Annotated in this window: 10 protein-coding genes and 1 pseudogene; 3 read left to right on the forward strand and 8 right to left on the reverse strand. The window is 60.8% G+C overall.

Going from position 1 to position 18,235, the window contains the following annotated elements; translation table 11 throughout:
- Positions 1 to 41 precede the first annotated feature (41 nt).
- The gene (locus HBH25_RS16250) at positions 42 to 2,963 is read left to right on the forward strand and encodes a dermonecrotic toxin domain-containing protein (RefSeq protein ID WP_168084982.1); all 2,922 of its coding nucleotides are present in this window, start codon (positions 42 to 44) and stop codon (positions 2,961 to 2,963) included.
- Between the two features lie 16 nt (positions 2,964 to 2,979).
- On the opposite strand, the gene HBH25_RS16255 is transcribed toward HBH25_RS16250, so the two are convergent.
- The 8 genes and pseudogenes from HBH25_RS16255 to glnE all read right to left on the reverse strand — a co-directional run.
- Positions 2,980 to 4,419 (reverse strand): lipopolysaccharide kinase InaA family protein, encoded by a 1,440-nt coding sequence (locus tag HBH25_RS16255; RefSeq protein WP_168084983.1) that lies wholly within the window; start codon positions 4,417 to 4,419, stop codon positions 2,980 to 2,982.
- Entirely contained in the window at positions 4,419 to 5,171 is a 753-nt protein-coding gene (locus HBH25_RS16260) for a lipopolysaccharide kinase InaA family protein (protein ID WP_168084984.1), read from the reverse strand. Before HBH25_RS16260 ends, HBH25_RS16255 begins: the two co-directional genes overlap by 1 nt.
- Positions 5,172 to 5,906, reverse strand: coding sequence for a lipopolysaccharide kinase InaA family protein (locus HBH25_RS16265; RefSeq protein ID WP_168084985.1), 735 nt, complete (start codon positions 5,904 to 5,906; stop codon positions 5,172 to 5,174).
- Complete coding sequence (rfaP, locus tag HBH25_RS16270; protein ID WP_168084986.1) at positions 5,906 to 6,712, reverse strand: lipopolysaccharide core heptose(I) kinase RfaP; 807 nt, start codon at positions 6,710 to 6,712, stop codon at positions 5,906 to 5,908. The genes HBH25_RS16265 and rfaP overlap by 1 nt, the downstream gene beginning before the upstream one ends.
- The gene (locus HBH25_RS16275; RefSeq protein ID WP_168084987.1) at positions 6,709 to 7,833 is read right to left on the reverse strand and encodes a glycosyltransferase family 4 protein; all 1,125 of its coding nucleotides are present in this window, start codon (positions 7,831 to 7,833) and stop codon (positions 6,709 to 6,711) included. The genes rfaP and HBH25_RS16275 overlap by 4 nt, the downstream gene beginning before the upstream one ends.
- Complete coding sequence (waaC, locus tag HBH25_RS16280) at positions 7,833 to 8,894, reverse strand: lipopolysaccharide heptosyltransferase I (protein ID WP_168084988.1); 1,062 nt, start codon at positions 8,892 to 8,894, stop codon at positions 7,833 to 7,835. The genes HBH25_RS16275 and waaC overlap by 1 nt, the downstream gene beginning before the upstream one ends.
- Entirely contained in the window at positions 8,895 to 9,944 is a 1,050-nt protein-coding gene (gene waaF, locus HBH25_RS16285; protein ID WP_168084989.1) for a lipopolysaccharide heptosyltransferase II, read from the reverse strand.
- A 50-nt stretch (positions 9,945 to 9,994) separates the two neighbouring features.
- Positions 9,995 to 12,838: pseudogene (gene glnE, locus HBH25_RS16290) on the reverse strand (bifunctional [glutamate--ammonia ligase]-adenylyl-L-tyrosine phosphorylase/[glutamate--ammonia-ligase] adenylyltransferase); the annotation flags it as partial.
- 446 nt (positions 12,839 to 13,284) lie between these two features.
- Here glnE and aceE point away from each other — a divergent pair.
- Both aceE and aceF read left to right on the forward strand, forming a co-directional pair.
- Complete coding sequence (gene aceE / locus HBH25_RS16295) at positions 13,285 to 15,933, forward strand: pyruvate dehydrogenase (acetyl-transferring), homodimeric type (RefSeq protein ID WP_168084991.1); 2,649 nt, start codon at positions 13,285 to 13,287, stop codon at positions 15,931 to 15,933.
- Positions 15,934 to 15,944: 11 nt separating this feature from the next.
- Positions 15,945 to 17,912: a dihydrolipoyllysine-residue acetyltransferase gene (gene aceF, locus HBH25_RS16300; protein WP_168084992.1), complete on the forward strand. Its 1,968-nt coding sequence runs from the start codon at positions 15,945 to 15,947 to the stop codon at positions 17,910 to 17,912.
- The last annotated feature ends 323 nt before the right edge of the window (positions 17,913 to 18,235 follow it).

Raw genomic sequence — 18,235 nt, forward strand, 5'->3', positions numbered from 1 at the left:
GCCTGACAGGCTGGCACCTTTTCTCGAAGGAGCCCCTGACCATGGACGAAATCGACCCGCTAAGCCGTCTCAATGCTCTGGACGAAGAGCTGAAGCAAGGAATGCGTCAACTGCCGACGCTTTTCGATACCCTTAGCCAGCGCTTCAAGGACGCTGTACCAGGCGATTTAGGGGATGTACCTCTGGATCAGCTATACCTCGAACAAGCGCCCCTGACACATCACATCTGCCGAATAGCGCTTGGCGAAGCCGTGACCGATGGCAGAATCCAACGCATTCACCGAGACGGCTTTACCCCTGTTACCGAGGAACAGAACCGCTGGGTGCATAGGTTTCTCTCAACTACCGTGCCTGACGCTCGGCAGATCTACCTGGACGCCTTGACCCGTTACTGGACGATCACACAAGTGAAAGGCCAGGCTATCAGGCACTGGCTGAAACAGTTGTGTCGGGCGCAGCTGCATGCCCAAGCGCATCTGCGAAGCCTAGACCGCACCTTAAGCACTTCTGCGGCCGAACAGGTTCGCTATCTCACTGATGATCATGCCCAAGCTCTTTGGCGGGGTTTGCTGGTACTGCACAGCGACACGACACGCTGGATGCTTCCGGGCGCATTCGTGCTCGCCTGGCACGACCCACGCCGATTTCCCCACGAGCCCGTACTGCTCAACACCCTGGCCTATGGCTTGGAAACGTTTGACTCACTCACCTCGTTGCACCAGGCACTGGCCGAACGCTTGGAAGACGACCGCCAGGGGGACGCACTTCGGATGGCGCTCGACCCGGAGCGCCGGCACGCCAGCCTGCGCCTGACCGCGCTCACGTTCGAGCCTATAAAAGGTGACCTGTTTGCGCACCTGCAAGCTCAATTGGAGCGGCGTCAGCGCGCTGCGGTATCGCAGGCTTGGGAGCAAGCTCATACCCATTTCCAGCTACACGACCTAGACAGCGCGAGTGCCCACCTGGCACAGGCAGCGGACCTTGTAGAGCTGCTGTCCAGCCAGCATTTGCGGGTCACGCGCTACGTGCAATTGTTAGAGCGAGACATGCCACACTGGATGCACGGCCTGTCCCAAGCGCAACTTTTGGAGTTAATCATAGCCATGCGCGAATTGGGGCTGGCCACCGCTAATGCCATAGCGCCGGGATTACCTTCGCATAGGGAGTTCGCCAACCCGGAGTGGCTGCAGCACTACGCTCGCCGTGAGCTTATCAAAGCGCTCAGAGACTTGGGCATTACCCTGCCTCCCGAACGAATCATCATCACGGTCACCAGCGGTGCCTCTATCGGACCACTGGTCAACCCGCTGGCCCCTTCAGGTTCGGTCGCCGCCCGCAGGCCCGACCACACTGGCCCCAGCATCAGCCTCACCGCGCAATCCAGAACCTTGGTAGATCTGGCGTTGGAAAACATCTCGCCACTGGACTTCGACTACCTGCTTACCGCCCAAATAAGCGACGACAACGGCCACCCGATCGAGGGGCTGACCGCAGCCAAGGTACGTGGCGTGGTGCGACGAACCAATGTAGGTGGCAGCTATGGTCGTTACCTGCTGAAAAGGCTGCGTTACGGCCCGGAAGCGCAATGGAGGCAGGAGCGCCACGCTCGGTTGATGCGGGCAAAGCTTCGCAGCGAAGCCCTCAAAGCCCGATACCGCGATCAGCTAGGCTCCGATGAACGCCCGTGGATGTGGATTGAAACAGTGTTGAACAATCCGCTGCCTGCGAACAGGCCGCCTGTGGACAACGAAGCCATCGGCGTATGGCAGTTACTTATTCGGAGTACGCCTTTGGACGGGGTGTACCTGATTGGCCCTGAAGAGACGGCTCAAGCCCGGCCAGTGCTGTTGTACGCCAGTAACAGCCCCACACGGCAAAGCTGGCATTGGTTCAGTGATCGACAAGCCGTGGCCAGTCGCTGGCTGAACGCCCCTATCAATAAAGATTACATTCTCAATCACATAGCACTGGCCGAACGTGACGCGATCGGACGCCTTCTGGGCACGCCCATCCTGGCAACCCTTGTGAGCGCCCATAAAATCAAAGGCGACTTTTTCAACAATGCCTATCGCTCTGAAACACGCTTGACCATGGCCAATGCCGATGCCTTGAGCGCGTCCAACCAAGAGGTAAACCTGCAAACCTTCACGGACGTGGCGGTGACACTGACAGAAGTGGTATGCATGTTCCTTCCAGGCCGGATCGCTGGCGTTTTCGCTCTTACCCGGGCGCTGTGGGCATTCTCCCGAGCGTACATGGCCATTGGCGAAGAGCCCCCTGAGGTTGTATTGCTACATGCGTTCGATGGTTACGCGAACCTGTTCGAGGCATCCGTCGCGTTAGCGACCAGCCCGCTGTTCGGCAAATTGGTGCGTCGTGTGCCCATGGGGACCCCTGTGCCCTTGCAGACCCACTACGCACTCAAAGACCAACATATCCACCTGCACTACCACCTGGCGACTGTTTATGCCGAACAGGTATACGAAGCATATAGCGAAAACGGGAACTCCACCTTTTTCATCCAGGACCGTGATGGTCGCCAGTATGAGGTGCTGCACGACGGTGAACACTGGCGAGTGGTCGATGCGCGCATGCCGCAGGCGATGCATAAGCCTGTGGTGCGCAAGAACGCAGACGGTGAGTGGGAAATGATCGAGGATCTGCATTGGTACGGCATTACGCCTGACATTCCCGCGCTCTTGCGCGAGATAGAACTGACAGACCCGCCTTCCGGCGTCACCCCAGGGCGCCCTGTATCGATCCAGGGCCGGCTTTATGTACGCATCGGCCAGAGCGTGATGGCGGTTCGCGCAAGCCTGCTGCCCGACCGCTACACAGTGACCATTCCCCAGCGCCAAGACTCGGTGTCGACCCTGACCATGGTGCTGCGCTACACCGAAGGCGCGGGCTGGCAAGCCAAGGTGCGGCAGAGCAACCTTAGCAGTGAGTGGTTCAGCCTCTAAAGGAACCGGCGAACGTTTACCCCAGGCGAGGCAAGCGTTCGTCCAGTTGGCGGTACAACGCGCTCGACGCAGGCCAGTTGCGTAGGAAGCGTGCACGATCCTTGGCATAGGCCGGCGCGAAACTGGCCTCGGTACTGTGCTGCTGCATGGCATCGAGGTCAATCAATGCCCATTGCCCTTGCTCCCAGAACAGGTTGTGCCCCTTCATGTCGCCATGGCTGATACGCTCGCGAATCAGGCTGGCAAACAAAGCATCCAGTGCCGTGAGCTGCGGTTCGGGCACCTGCCCGTCCTCCACATGGCCACTGAAACAGTGCATCAGGTCAGAGCCTTGTAAATGTTCGGTAACCAGGTAGGCAGTGCCGCGCAGCCCCAGCGTCCGGGTTTCCAGCACGGCCAGCGGGCGGGGGGTAGCGATGTCCAGAAACTGCAAGCGCTGGGCCTCTATCCAGGAATGCCACGCTCGGCTCGGCCGCCAGAACCGCTTGAACCAGTGCCCGACCCCCTTGATGTTATAGCGCTTGATCAGCAAAGGACGGCCATTGGCAGTGACCTGGGCCACCGTGGCGGCACCGCCGGTCTTGTACAGGTGCCCTTGCTCGATCAGCCGGTCAGCCCCTTCAAGCACAGGCAGCATGGCCGCTTCCTCGTTACGCACGATCGCCCGCAGCAGGGACGGCCCGCGCGTTACGCTGAACAAGGTGCAATCGCGACCAGCCTTGGCCAACAGATCGCGCAGGCGCCAGGCCCGGACTTTGGCGATCTGTTTTTCCAGGGCTTCCAGCGGCAAGGCATGTTCGCTGTTGGCCAGCAGGTAGTACACCAGCAGCTCTTCCAGGTAAGGTTCCAGCCGCTTGGGCAACTGAGCGAAGAACACTCCGAGGTTTTCCAGCACACGCTGGCGCGACAAGGCATGACCGGGCTGTTCAGCACGCATGCCACCGCCATCCACCACGTAGACACGGCCGTCACAGCGCAGCAGGTTGTCCAGGTGCAGGTCTTCCTGCCACAGCCCCTTGGCGTGCAACCCTGCGATGGAGGCCAGCGCCTGGCCCAGCACGTCGCTTTGCGCATCGGCCAGTGGCGGCAAGCGCTCCACCTTTTCCCACGCCGTGGCAAGGCTTTCGCCGCCCTGCACAAACTCGAAAAGTAACCAGCCGCCTTCGCCTTCACGCAGGCCGTCGGCCAATAGCACAGGCGTGGCGATGCCTTGGCTGGCCAGCAAGCGTGCGCCATCGCGTTCGCGCTGGAACTGCCGCGCCGCACGTGGGCCGACCAATAGCTTGGCAAGCACTGCCCGCCCGCGCCATACGCCAGCCCCGACATAACGCTGCCCCGGCAGAACCCGTAACAACGACAGTAACTGCAGCTCAGCGGGGCCCGCAGCATCGGCCAGCGGCAGCGTGATCGGCAACGGTGGCAAGCGGCCGGCCTTGGCCAGTTGGTGCAACGACATTAACGTGTCTCCTTGTGGCGCCGCCGCACGAGCAATTGTTCCATCCAGGCAGTCACTCGGGTGTCTGTGGCAGGCGCTTGCAGATAGGTTGCGAGGAACCCGCGGATGTCCGCTTCGGACCATGCAGTCGCACGGCGTAGCAGCGGCTCCAGGTCCCGTACCCGGTCACGCTGGCCCAGCCAGGCGGTGCGGGTTTTCTCAAGATCGATCAATCGCGCCTCGAACGCATCGCCTTCGGCACGCAGAAAAATATGCTTGGGGTAGAAACAGCCGTGCACCATACCGGCGCTGTGCAGCCGGCGCGCCAGTTCGCCACAGGCCTCCACCAACTTGGCGCGGCGGGTGGGTGTGAGCACAGGCCATTGCGCCAGCCAGGCGCCAAGCTCGCTCCAGTCATCCAATGCCCGGGTCAGCAACATGGCTTGCCACTCGCTGCCCTGTCGGCGCTCTGCGAAATAGCTGGCCTCCAATGCTGGCACGGACAGCTGTTCATAGCGCCGAATATTGCGAAACTCCCGGGTGACCGTAGGTTCACCCAAGGGATGGCGCAGGCTGCGCGTGAGGTAATTGGCCTGCCGCTTGAGGTAAAAACCCTGAGTGCCGACATCGAGGCGGAATACCTGGCTCCAGCCGCCACGGCCCACATTGGCCTCGTCCACGGCCGACAGGGGCAACGCCCATAATGCTTCGAAGTCGGTCAAGCCATGACTGGCCAGCAAAGGCTGGTCGCTCGGTGCGATAAAAGGCTTCACTTATTCCCGGCCCTCGAAAAAGGTAACGATATGCCGGATGCGCTTTTTATCCGAAGCATTCAAGCGTGCTCGCCCCCGGTACTGCAGATAGAACCGCAACCGCTGGGTCGCTGACAGTTCATATTTGGCGACTTTGTCCAGGCAGGCCAGATCCTTGGTGATCCGGTAACGCAGCATGAACCCCCACCAGAAGGCGCCATTGGGGCAATCGATGAGGTAAAGCCTACCGTCGGCGTCGACCAGCACATTGCGCCATTTCAGATCATTGTGGGTGAAGTGATGATCGTGCAGCGTGCGTGTGTGCTGGGCCAGTTGCGCACTCATCCGCCTTACCCATACGCCATCACGCAAGCGTGGGTCCTGATGCTTGACCAGCGCGAGCAGGTCCTCGGTGGCGGGCAGTTCACGGGTAATCATGGCACCGCGTTCGAAGGACCCTTTGTCGCGCTCCAGCCCGAAGCCCACCACATGGGCGGTAGGGATACCCCATTCGGCGAACCGTTTCAGGTTTTGCCATTCGGCTTTGACTCGCGGCTTGCCCAGGTAACGGCGCAGCCCTTTGCCCGCGCTGGTGTAGCGCTTGACGTAGTAGGCCACGCCCGCATGCATCACTTTGATCAGCTCCGACATCGGGTCCCGGGTCAGCCGTTCGCCTTGCAGGGCGAACACCGCCTCCAGGCTGCCGAATACCGTGGCAAGGTCTTCGTAACCGGGGTCGAGGGTCCAGCCCGCCATCAGAGTGCATCTCCATAGCGCTGTTTGCGTTCGTATAACTTGTCAGCCTTGCGCCCCAGCCAGGCGACAAGAGTGGCCTCCTCGCGCAATACCTGGCGCAAAGGCTGCTGGAAATAGGCCCGCAGGAACCGCAGTTTGTCTCGCTGGGTAAGGCCGATATCCAACGCCGAGAAATACAACGCGGCCAGGTCCTTGTCGCGCCACCGCCGCGTGATCCGGCGACGGGTTTGCGCCCGGTGCAGGTCGATCACCGACAAGCGGAATGTGGCAGCATCGAAGGGCTGATCGGTGTGCAGCAGGAAGTGGCAAATGTAGCAATCGCGATGATTCACCCCCGCCCTGTGCATGCCACCGGTCATGTCTGCCACCCGTTGGATCAGCGCCCATTTGGTCACGGGCGCGGGAGGCTGTTCGCGCCAATTCAGGCTGTAGTCTTCCAGGCTGATCGTGGGCGCCAGTTCCTCGGTCACGATGAACGAATGCTGGGCGGCGGGGTTGGCACCACGCTCGCCATACGCCACAGCAGTCATGGTAGGCACGCCCGCTTCGTGCAACCGGTTGATGGCGACCCACTCCTGACCCGCACCCAATACAGGAAGCTTGGCACTCGAGAGGTTCTTGAACACCTCTCCCCACCCGATGCCGCGGTGGATTTTCACAAAGTACCCACGCCCCTCCACTTCGGTACGCAAGGTACGCCGCCCTTCCAGCTCTCGGTACACCTCACCTTGAAGGCGCTCCACAGCGGTGAAGGGATCCTGGTCGGCCCAAAGGCGGTTGAAGGGTGATGCCAGCATCAGCTTCATGCGCTGCGCTCCTGAAGGATCACATCAGCGGCATGCTCCGGCATGCTGTACAGGTCGGCGGTGGCCGCGAAGGCCAGCCCGTTGTGAGCCCATTGGGTGCGGGCCGCATCGTCTTCGAGCAAGCGTTGCAGGTGACGATTCAGGTCCGTTTGCTCGAAGGGCTCGGGCAATACGATCCCGGCGTCGGCCTCTTCGATGTAGTGGGCGTAGCCACACACCGCTGTAACCAGCACGGGCAGCCCTGCCACGACGGCTTCGAGCAGCACAGTGCCGGTGTTCTCGTTGTAAGCAGGGTGTATCAGCGCATCTGCCCCTAGCAGGAATCGAGGGATATCGCTGCGCCCTTTCATGAACCGTACCTGATCGTTCAGGCCCAGGGCCGTGCTCTGCAGCTGGAACACCTTGGGGTCGTCCTGGCCGATCACGAACAAGCGGGTACGTTGGCGCAAGGCTGGAGGCAAGGCAGCCAAGGCCTTGAGCGAGCGGTCCACGCCTTTGGTCTTGAAGCCTGAGCCGATCTGAACCAGCAGGCGGTCGTGCTCTCCCAGCCCGAACTCTTCGCGGAACGCTGCACGTACATCAGCGGCGTTGGCAGGCGCGCGACGGTCTTGAGAAATGCCGGGCGGCAGCAGATGGAAGCGCTGCAATGGGGTTGCGTAATGCTTGATGAACAACGGCTGCTGCACTTCGGAGATCATCAGGATCTCGGTGCGTGCCTGGGGGGCGAACACCGCGCGTTCGTACTCGGCGAAGTGGCGGTAGCGGCCCCAGCGCCGGTACATGGGGTTACGCAGGGTTTGCGCCTTGTCTTCGTAGCAACCGTCTGCAGCGTAGTACACGTCCAGGCCTGGCATCTTGTTGAAGCCGACCAACCGGTCCACCGGGCGCTTGGCCAGGTCTGCCGCCATCCAGGCACTGAGCTTTTCATTACGCCTGTGGTTGAACAATGCCTTGATGGGGGCGACCAGCACTTCAAAACCTTTTGGCACGTCGCCCTCCCAGATGAGCGTATACACGCGAATCTGGTGCCCACGGCGCTGACATTCAAGGGCAATGCGCATGAAGTCACGCTGCAGGCCGCCGAATGGGAAATATTTGTACAACACGAAAGCCAATTGCATCAACGCAGGTCCTCGGCCAGCAGCAGCGCGCTCAGGCGCCCTGCCACTCGCTCAGGGTTGACGCGAGTGAAGCACAAGGGCCACTCGCGTTTTATGTCATGCCGCTGCAGGTCTTCCGGCGTCGGCTTGTAGGTACAGTGTTTCTGCAGGCACGGGGCGCAGGACCAGTTGCTGGCCAAGTGCTCCTGGGTACGCCCATAAGCCCCGGTAAGCCCCGGGTTGGTAGGGCCATACAGCGACAGGGTGGGTACATCCAGTGCCGCTGCCAGGTGGCCAAGGCCAGTGTCCACAGCCACGCACGCACGCGCTTTCACTAGCGTGTCTGCCACGCCTGCCAGGTTGAGCTTGGGCAGGACTGCCACATTGTTCAGGCCAGCGGCAATGCGATGGGCACGCCGGAACTCCGCCTCATTGCCCCACGGCAACCGCACGCCAATGTTGGCCAGGCCTAGACGCTCGGCCAGTTCACGCCAATAGGCTTCGGGCCAGTGTTTGGCATCCCAGGTAGTACCGTGCAGGAACACCACGAACGGTATGGCATGGGGTACCTCATGTTGCCGTGAACGGCTCAGGCCATACTGGCCGAAAGTGTTTGGCAAGTCGTAACCCAAGGCGAGGGCGAACAGCTGGCGTATCCGCTCCACCGCGTGCTGACCGCGAACCACACCCAGCTTGCGGTCGTAGAATCGGCTTGCAAAGGGTTCACGTGCCGAACGTTTGTCCAGGCCGGCCACGGGCGCCTTCACGTAGCGGGTGAGCCAGGCGCTCTTCAACAAGCCTTGGGCATCAATCACCAGGTCATAGGTGTGCTCGCGTACTTGCTGCTTGAAATGACGCCACTCACCGCCTTTCACCGTTTGCCACAGGTTTTTTCGCCAGCGGCGGATGGCAACGGGAATGACCCTGTCGACCGCCGGGTGCCAGGTGGGAATTTCACGAAAGCCCTCTTCCACAACCCAGTCGAAGCGAATGCCGGGAATAGCCCTGGCAGCATCCGTGAGCGCCGGCAACGTATGAATGACATCCCCCAGTGAAGACGTCTTGATCAGCAATACCCGCACTTAATCGGCCCCTGCCATCAGCTGAACGGTATCTGGTGCTTCCATGCCCTTGAGTGCATCGACCACCCGCTGCGGCTCCAGCAGGCGCAAGCAATTGTAGTGGCCGAAACGGCAGGTACGATCAAAACACGGAGAGCACTCGATACCCAGCCGTACCACGGCTACCTGATCGGCCAATGGCGGTGTGAAGCCGGGCGACGTGGAGCCGTATACGGCGACCAATGGGCGATTAAGCGCCGCGGCCACGTGCATCAGGCCTGAATCATTGGATACCACCGCGTCTGCGCAGGACATCAGGTCGATGGCTTCGGCTAAAGACGTATCGCCACACAGGTTGACAGACTCCTCCCTAAAGCCAGGAATCAACCGCTCGCGAATGGCCTCGGCCACAGGCTGGTCCTTCTTCGAACCAAATAGCCACACTTGCCAGCCCTGGCGAATACGCGCCTCGGCCACGTCTGCGTAATGCTCGGCTGGCCACCGCTTGGACTCGCCAAACTCGGCACCGGGGCACAGTGCGAGCACCGGCCGGTCCAGCACCAGGCCAAAGCGCGCCAGGGCAGCCTCACGGCTGGCGGGGTCGATTCGCAAGCGTGGCTGAGGGTACGGCATGGGTAGTGTTTCCCCTGGCGGGAATGCCAGCGCCATGAAGCGCTCGATCATCAAGGGGTAGCGCGCCTTGTCCAGCAGGCGCAGGTCATTGAGCAGGCCATAGCGGAACTCGCCTTTCCAGCCCGTGCGCCGGGCAATCCCTGCAAACAGGGGTACCAACGCCGATTTGAGCGAATTGGGCAATACAATAGCCTGGTCATACTGGCCTTTAAGCGCGCGGCCGATCCTGCGCCGGGTGGCCAGTTCCAGTGCGCCATGCCCCAGCGGGAAGCTCAGCGCCTGGCGAACTTCAGGCATGCGCTCCAGGATGGGCCGGCTCCACTCCGGAGCGAGCACGTCGATCTGGCAATCGGGGTGACGGACCTTCAGGCACTGGAACAACGTCTGGGCCATCACCATGTCGCCGACCCAACTGGGCCCGATGATCAAAATTCTCATGGGTTTTCCGCAACGGTCAGGGAGGCCAACGCCTCCCCGGAAATCAGAGTTTAACGCAGCCCGAGCAAGGCCCAGACCCGCATGACCTCGTGGCGCTCGGCTACGAACTGGTCTCCGGCTATCACCCCGGCCTGCTTTTGCAAGGCTCGACGGTGGGCAACGGAGCGGTAGGCCTTATAGGCCTCTCGCAGCAGGCTGGCATCAGCAGGGTGCATCAACCCTGCCTGCTCAAGCCCTTCGAGAATCCGGATATTATCGGTATAGCGCAGCAATGAAGGATGCTGGCGCGACCACGCCAGGGCCGCGTATTGCACCATAAATTCGATATCGACGATACCTCCGGCGTCTTGCTTGATGTCAAACCGTGCCTGGCTATCAAAGGCATTGGCCGCCGTCCCGGCAAGGGTTAGCCGTGTGCCAAGGTTGTCGCGCATCTTGGCGCGCATCTCGCTGACTTCGTCACGCAGAGGCTCCATGGCACGCTCGCGGCCCAGCACCTGAGCCCTGATGCGCTCGAACGACTGCGCAACGTCCTTATCCCCCACCAGCACGCGTGCCCGAACCAGCGCCTGATGCTCCCAGGTCCAGGCTTCCTGTTGCTGGTAACGCTCGAAGGCGCCCAGCGAACTCACCAGCAGCCCCGCCGCACCAGAAGGCCGCAGGCGCATATCCACGTCGTACAACTGCCCCGAGTTGGTGTGCGCGGTCAACAGGTGAATGATGCGCTGGCCCAGGCGGGTAAAGAATTGAGCCCCGTCGATAGGGCGCTCGCCGTCCGTTTCAGCCGCGCCATCGGCATCATGAATGAACACCAGGTCCAGGTCCGACCCATGCCCCAGCTCCAGGCCACCCATTTTGCCGTAGCCCACAATCACAAAACCCGGCGCGCACGGGGAGCCATCGGGCCGTACAGGGGTGCCATGGCGGGCGATCGTCTGGCGCCAAGCCAATTCCAGTACTTGGGCAAGAATGGCTTCGGCCAGCCAGGTCAGGTAATCACTGACTTTCATCAACGGGAGCGTGCCGGCGATTTCCGAGGCGGCTACGCGCAAGCTATGGGCCAACTTGAAATGCCGCAAGCCTTCCATTTGCTGTTCAAGGTCGTCTTCGGGAATGCGAGCCAGGCGCTCATGCAACTCGGCAGCCAGCTCTGGCGCCAGCGGTGGGTGAAACAACCGTGCCTCGTTGAGCAGTTCGTCCAGAAGCAGGGGGAAGCGGGTCATCTGCTCGGCAATCCAGGGGCTGGCAGCGCACAATGTCAGCAGCTGGCGCAAGGCACCCGGGTTTTCGGTCAGCAGCACCAAATAGGCTGAGCGGCGGGCCACGGCTTCTACCAAAGGCAACACACGCTCAAGCACCAGGTCAGGCTCGGCCTGCTCACTGGCTTGGGCCAGCAGCCGGGGGATAAACGCATCCAGCCGCTCCCGCCCCATACGCTGCATGGCGCGAAGCTGGCCGCTGTTACGCAGGCTGGCCAAGCGCTCCAAGGCTTTGGCGGGGTCCATGAAACCGCCTTCCGCTAACTGTCGACAGGCGGCCTCATCGTCCTGCTCCTCCTCCCAGAGGGGCAGCCATTCGGCTCCTACTACCACTTCTCCGGTGTCTTCGTCCTCATCCGGGGCGGCGATCACACCGCCGAAGTGCCATGCAATTCGCTCGCGCCAGTGCATCAGCCTGGCATGGAATGACGGCCAGTCACTGAAACCTAGCATGAAGGCCACACGAGCTCGGTCCAAGTCGTTGTCAGGCAGCGTCTGGGTCTGACGATCGGCGATGGCTTGCAACGCATGCTCGGTGTAGCGGAGGAAGGCATAGCCCTCTCTCAGCTCGGCGATCACATTGGCCGGCAGGTAGGCTTGCTGTTCCAGTGTGTCCAGCACGCCCAGCAGTGGGCGCTGTTGCAGGCTGAGGTCACGCCCGCCGTGAATCAGCTGAAACGCCTGGGCGATGAATTCGACTTCGCGAATGCCACCGGCACCGAGCTTGATATTGTCGACCATGCCTTTGCGTCGCACTTCCTGCTGGATAAGCTGCTTCATGGTGCGAAGCGCATCGATGGCTGAAAAATCCAGGTAGCGGCGGTATACGAAGGGCCGAAGCATCTGCAACAACTGGGCGCCAGCGGTTTGGTCCCCGGCCACCACACGCGCCTTGATCATTGCGTAGCGCTCCCAGTCTCGGCCTTGGTCCTGGTAGTACTGCTCCAGGGCATTGAAGCTGAGCACTAACGCACCCACGGAGCCATAAGGCCGTAGACGCATGTCCACCCGAAACACAAAGCCATCGGCCGTGACGGGGTCTAGTGCCTTGATCAGCCGCTGGCCCAAGCGGATGAAGAAGGCCTGATTGTCCAGCGGGCGTTTGACACCCTGGGTTTCACCGCCTTCCGGATAGGCAAAGATCAGGTCAATATCCGAAGACAGGTTCAATTCACCGGCACCCAGCTTACCCATGCCAAGCACAATCAGTTGCTGAGGCTCACCGGAATGGTGGCCGACAGGCGTACCAAACTGCTGGCAATGCCGCGGGTACAGCCATTGATAAGCCTCGTCTATACAGGCATCGGCCAGGTTAGACAGGTCTGTGCAGGTCCCTTGCAGGTCCGTGACACGCATCAGATCACGCCAGATGATCCGCACTTGGTGGCGAGCTCGCTGGCGGCGAAGGGTTCGGCCAAGGGCTTCTTCGTCCCCACACTCACGCACGGCGGCCTGTATCTGCTGCCGCAGCTCGCCGGGGGCATAGGCACGGTCCAGGTCGCCGCTGTCGATCAGCGCTGGTAACAGGCTTGGGTCTCGGCGGGCGTGTTCAAATACGAAGTCGCTGGCTGCACCTACCTGTTCAAAGGCTTGAAGGTAACGCTCAGGCCAGGCCTCAGCTTCGGCGAGGCTGGCCAGGCGTGCAGTTGCCATGTCGCGCAGTACGTCGGGTAGGGGGATCAACGCCGGAAGGGTCATGGTCTATCCTTGGTGGCGCTCAAATGCGCACAGTGTTAGGGCCAGAAAAACCGCGCTACTGATCAGACTGTCCAACAAAGGCTAGAAATAGCGGAAAATAGATCAATATTGGCATCAACCGTCGTAGTTTAACCGTGCAAGGCTACTTCCTGGTTAGCTCGATCAATTCCGCAGGCAAGCCTATGCGGAATCGAAGTGTTAATGTGGGTGGTTTTCCTGATGCCCCTGCTGCTGCGGTGCATGAAATGCACGCTGATTTGTAGTAAAACTACAGGACGCCGGGCCAACCAACCGGTGATCCAAGAATTCATGTCGTCTGCCCACAAGGCCAGTCGCAAACTCAGGTCATCGATTCTGGTGGCCTTTCCGCCCTGGAGCAAGCCATGCAAGACCTCGATCCCGTCGAAACCCAGGAATGGCTGGACGCCCTGGAGTCGGTTCTCGACAAAGAAGGCGAAGACCGCGCTCACTACCTGATGACTCGCATGGGCGAGTTGGCCACCCGCAGTGGTTCGCAACTCCCCTACGCAATCACTACGCCCTACCGCAATACCATTCCTGTTACCCACGAAGCACGCATGCCTGGCGACCTGTTCATGGAACGCCGCATCCGCTCGCTGGTACGCTGGAACGCGCTGGCCATGGTCGTTCGCACCAACCTCAGGGACCCGGACCTGGGCGGACATATTTCCAGCTTCGCCTCCAGTGCGACGCTGTATGACATCGGTTTCAACTACTTCTTCCAGGCCCCGACCGACGAACACGGCGGCGACCTGATCTTCTTCCAGGGCCATGCCTCGCCTGGCGTTTATGCCCGTGCCTTCATGGAAGGTCGCATCAGCGAAGAGCAAATGGACAACTTCCGCCAGGAAGTGGACGGCAAGGGCCTGTCCTCCTATCCGCACCCTTGGCTGATGCCTGACTTCTGGCAGTTCCCCACCGTGTCCATGGGCCTGGGCCCGATCCAGGCGATCTACCAGGCCCGTTTCATGAAGTACCTCGAAGCGCGCGGTTACATCCCGGCCGGCAAGCAGAAGGTCTGGTGCTTCATGGGTGACGGTGAGTGCGACGAGCCTGAATCCTTGGGCGCGATCTCCCTGGCAGGCCGCGAAAAGCTCGACAACCTGATCTTCGTCATCAACTGCAACCTGCAGCGCCTCGATGGCCCGGTTCGCGGTAACGGCAAGATCATCCAGGAACTCGAAGGCGTATTCCGTGGCGGTGGCTGGAACGTGAACAAGGTGGTGTGGGGCCGCTTCTGGGACCCACTGCTGGCCAAGGACACCGACGGTATCCTTCAGCGTCGCATGGACGAAGTCATCGACGGCGAATACCAGAACTACAAGGCCAAAGACGGCGCCTTCGTTCGCGAGCACTTCTTCAACTCACCAGAACTCAAGGCCATGGTCGCTGACCTGTCCGACGACGAGATCTGGAAGCTCAACCGTGGTGGCCACGACCCGTATAAGGTTTATGCGGCCTACCATGACGCCGTGAACAACAAAAACGGTCAGCCGACCGTGGTGTTGGCCAAAACCATCAAAGGGTATGGCACGGGTGCTGGCGAAGCGAAAAACACGGCCCACAACACCAAGAAAGTGGATGTAGACAGCCTGCGCAAATTCCGTGACCGCTTCGACGTGCCAGTGCGCGACGAAGACCTGGAAAAGCTGCCGTTCTACAAGCCTGAGCCGGGCAGTGCCGAAGCCAAGTACCTGAGCGAGCGCCGTACCGCTCTGGGTGGTTTCGTACCGCAACGCCGGGCCAAGAGCTTCAACGTGCCCGTGCCGCCGCTGGAAACCCTTAAGGCCATTCTCGATGGTTCAGGGGACCGCGAGATCTCCACGACCATGGCATTCGTGCGCATCCTGACCCAACTGGTCAAGGACAAGGAACTGGGCCACCGCATCGTCCCGATCATTCCGGACGAAGCCCGTACCTTCGGTATGGAAGGTATGTTCCGTCAGCTGGGCATCTATTCTTCCGTAGGCCAGCTGTACGAGCCTGTGGACAAAGACCAGGTGATGTTCTACCGCGAGGACAAGAAGGGTCAGATCCTCGAAGAAGGCATCAACGAAGCGGGCGCCATGTCCAGCTTCATCGCGGCTGGCACCTCGTACAGCTGCCATAACCAGCCCATGCTGCCGTTCTACATCTTCTATTCGATGTTCGGCTTCCAGCGCATTGGCGACCTGGCCTGGGCCGCTGGCGACAGCCGCACCCGTGGCTTCCTGATCGGCGGCACCGCCGGCCGTACCACCCTCAACGGTGAAGGCCTGCAGCACGAAGACGGCCACAGCCACCTGATGGCAGCGACCATTCCGAACTGCCGTACCTACGACCCCACCTATGGCTATGAACTGGCGGTGATCATCCGCGAAGGCATGCGCCAGATGATGGAAGAGCAGCAGGACATCTTCTACTACATCACGGTGATGAACGAGGCGTACACCCAGCCTGCGCTGCCAGTGAACGCTGAAGAAGGCATCATCAAAGGCATGTACCTGCTCGAAGACGACACCCGCGAGGCTGCACACCACGTGCAACTGATGGGTTCGGGCACCATCCTGCGTGAAGTGCGTGAGGCCGCGAAAATCCTGCGCGAGGAGTTCAACGTGGGTGCAGACGTATGGAGCGTTACCAGCTTCAACGAACTGCGTCGCGATGGCCTGGCCGTAGAGCGCAGCAACCGCCTGCACCCAGGCCAGAAGCCTGAGCAGACGTATGTAGAGCAGTGCCTGAGCGGTCGTAAGGGCCCGGTGATTGCGTCTACCGATTACATGAAGCTGTTTGCCGAACAGATCCGCCAGTGGGTTCCAAGCAAGGAGTTCAAGGTACTGGGTACCGATGGCTTCGGCCGTAGCGACAGCCGCAAGAAACTGCGTCACTTCTTTGAAGTGGACCGTCACTTCATTGTGCTGGCTGCCCTGGAAGCCTTGTCAGACCGTGGCGATATCGAACCGAAGGTCGTGGCCGAAGCCATTGCCCGGTTTGGCATTGACCCTGACAAACGCAACCCCCTGGACTGCTGAGGAGAACATTCGTGAGTGAGCTTATTCGCGTACCTGACATCGGCAGCGGTGAAGGGGAAGTTATCGAGATTCAGGTAAAGGTCGGCGACCGTATCGAAGCCGAACAAAGCCTGATAACACTCGAGTCGGACAAGGCCAGTATGGAAGTACCTGCGCCCAAGGCTGGCGTGGTCAAAGCCATCAAGGTCAACCTGGGCGATCGCCTGAAGGAAGGCGACGAGTTGCTGGAGCTGGAGGTCGAGGGCGCCGCACAAGCTGCAGCACCTGCCGCCGAACCTGCAGCTGAGGCACCTGCCAGCGCGCCAGACAATGCCGAAGAAACCCGGCCCTCGGCGCCCGCACCTGCTGCCAACGGTGGTGGTGCGAGCCAGGACGTACACGTTCCGGACATCGGCTCCTCGGGCAAAGCCCAGGTGATCGAGATCCAGGTGAAAGTGGGCGACACGGTCGAAGCAGACCAGTCCCTGATCACGCTGGAATCAGACAAAGCCAGCATGGAGATTCCTTCGCCGGCGGCCGGCGTAGTGGAAAGCATCAGCGTGAACCTGAACGACGAAGTTGGTACCGGTGACCTGATCCTCAAGCTCAAAGGTGAAGGCGCCGCGCCTGCGCCGGCTGCGAGTGCACCCGCCCCTGCTGCCGAGAACCAGGCACCTGCCCCTGCTGCTGCACCGGCATCGGCACCCACTGCCGATACCGTGAAGGATATTCACGTACCGGACATCGGTTCATCGGGCAAAGCCAAGATCATTGAAGTACTGGTCAAGGCGGGCGACAAGGTCGAGAAAGACCAGTCGCTGATTACCCTGGAGTCCGACAAAGCCAGCATGGAAATCCCAAGCCCGGAAGCGGGCATTGTGGAAAGCGTGATCGCCCAGCTGGAAAGCGACGTGGGTACCGGGGACCTGATTCTCAAGCTGAAAGTGGCAGGTAGTGCACCGCAGGCAGCATCGGCGGCGACCCCAGCGCCCCAAGCCTCTGCAACCCCTGCTGCGCCTGCGGCCAAGGCACCCGCTGCGCCTGCCCAAGCACCGGCTGCACCAGCGGCCGCGCCAAGTGGCAAAGTGCATGCCGGCCCGGCAGTGCGCCTGCTGGCTCGCGAGTTCGGTGTAGACCTGGCCCAGGTCAGTGCTACAGGCCCTCACGGTCGAATCCTCAAGGAAGACGTACAGGTGTACGTCAAGGCGATGATGACCAAGGCCAAGGCAGCGCCCACCGCTGCTGCCGGCGCGACCGGTGGTGCGGGCATTCCGCCGATTCCGGTCGTGGACTTCAGCCGCTTCGGTGAAGTGGAAGAAGTACCGATGACGCGCCTGATGCAGGTGGGCGCTGCCAACCTGCACCGCAGCTGGCTGAACGTGCCTCACGTGACCCAGTTCGACCAGGCCGATATTACCGAGCTGGAAGCCTTCCGGGTGGCCCAGAAAGCGGTGGCCGAGAAAGCGGGCGTGAAGCTTACCGTGCTGCCGTTACTGCTCAAGGCCTGCGCTTTCCTGCTCAAGGAGCTGCCAGACTTCAATAGCTCGCTGGCACCTAGCGGTAAGGCGATCATTCGCAAGAAGTACGTGAACATCGGCTTCGCTGTGGATACGCCGGACGGCCTGCTGGTACCCGTCATCAAGAACGTTGATCAGAAAAGCCTGCTGCAACTGGCTGCCGAAGCCGCTGCACTGGCCGAAAAGGCACGTACCAAGAAACTGGCGTCGGACGACATGCAGGGCGCCTGCTTTACCATTTCCAGCCTCGGGCACATCGGCGGTACAGGCTTCACACCTATCGTCAATGCGCCTGAAGTAGCGATTCTAGGTGTATCCAAGGCTGCAATGGCGCCAGTGTGGGATGGCAAGGCGTTCCAACCTCGCCTGATGCTGCCGTTGTCGTTGTCCTACGATCACCGAGTGATCAATGGCGCTGCGGCAGCCCGCTTTACCAAGCGGCTGAGCGATGTGCTAGGGGATATCCGGTCCATGCTGCTGTAAAGCGCTGCCGCGCAAAGCAAAGGTGCGGCCTGCTGAAACATCTGCTTGAACCCTAAACCCCGCTTCGGCGGGGTTTTTTTTGCGGTTGCCGTTTTACACCTCATAGGGCGCTTGATTGCCGCACAAAAAGCACGTGCAGCGCAATTCACTATTTGACGCCAATTAGATGTCGACTATAGTGGAGCGGTTGCTTTGACTAATAGTGGAGCGGTTGCTTTGCCTAAACGCCGCTTTGCGTACGAACTGAATCCGACGCTTAGCACGTTGACTGAAGGCATAAGGCCATTCTTGCGCTTGTCAGTCGCGATTCCATGATGCAACCT

The sequence above is a fragment of the Pseudomonas quercus genome, from assembly GCF_012033695.1.
GTDB classification, from domain to species: domain Bacteria; phylum Pseudomonadota; class Gammaproteobacteria; order Pseudomonadales; family Pseudomonadaceae; genus Aquipseudomonas; species Aquipseudomonas quercus.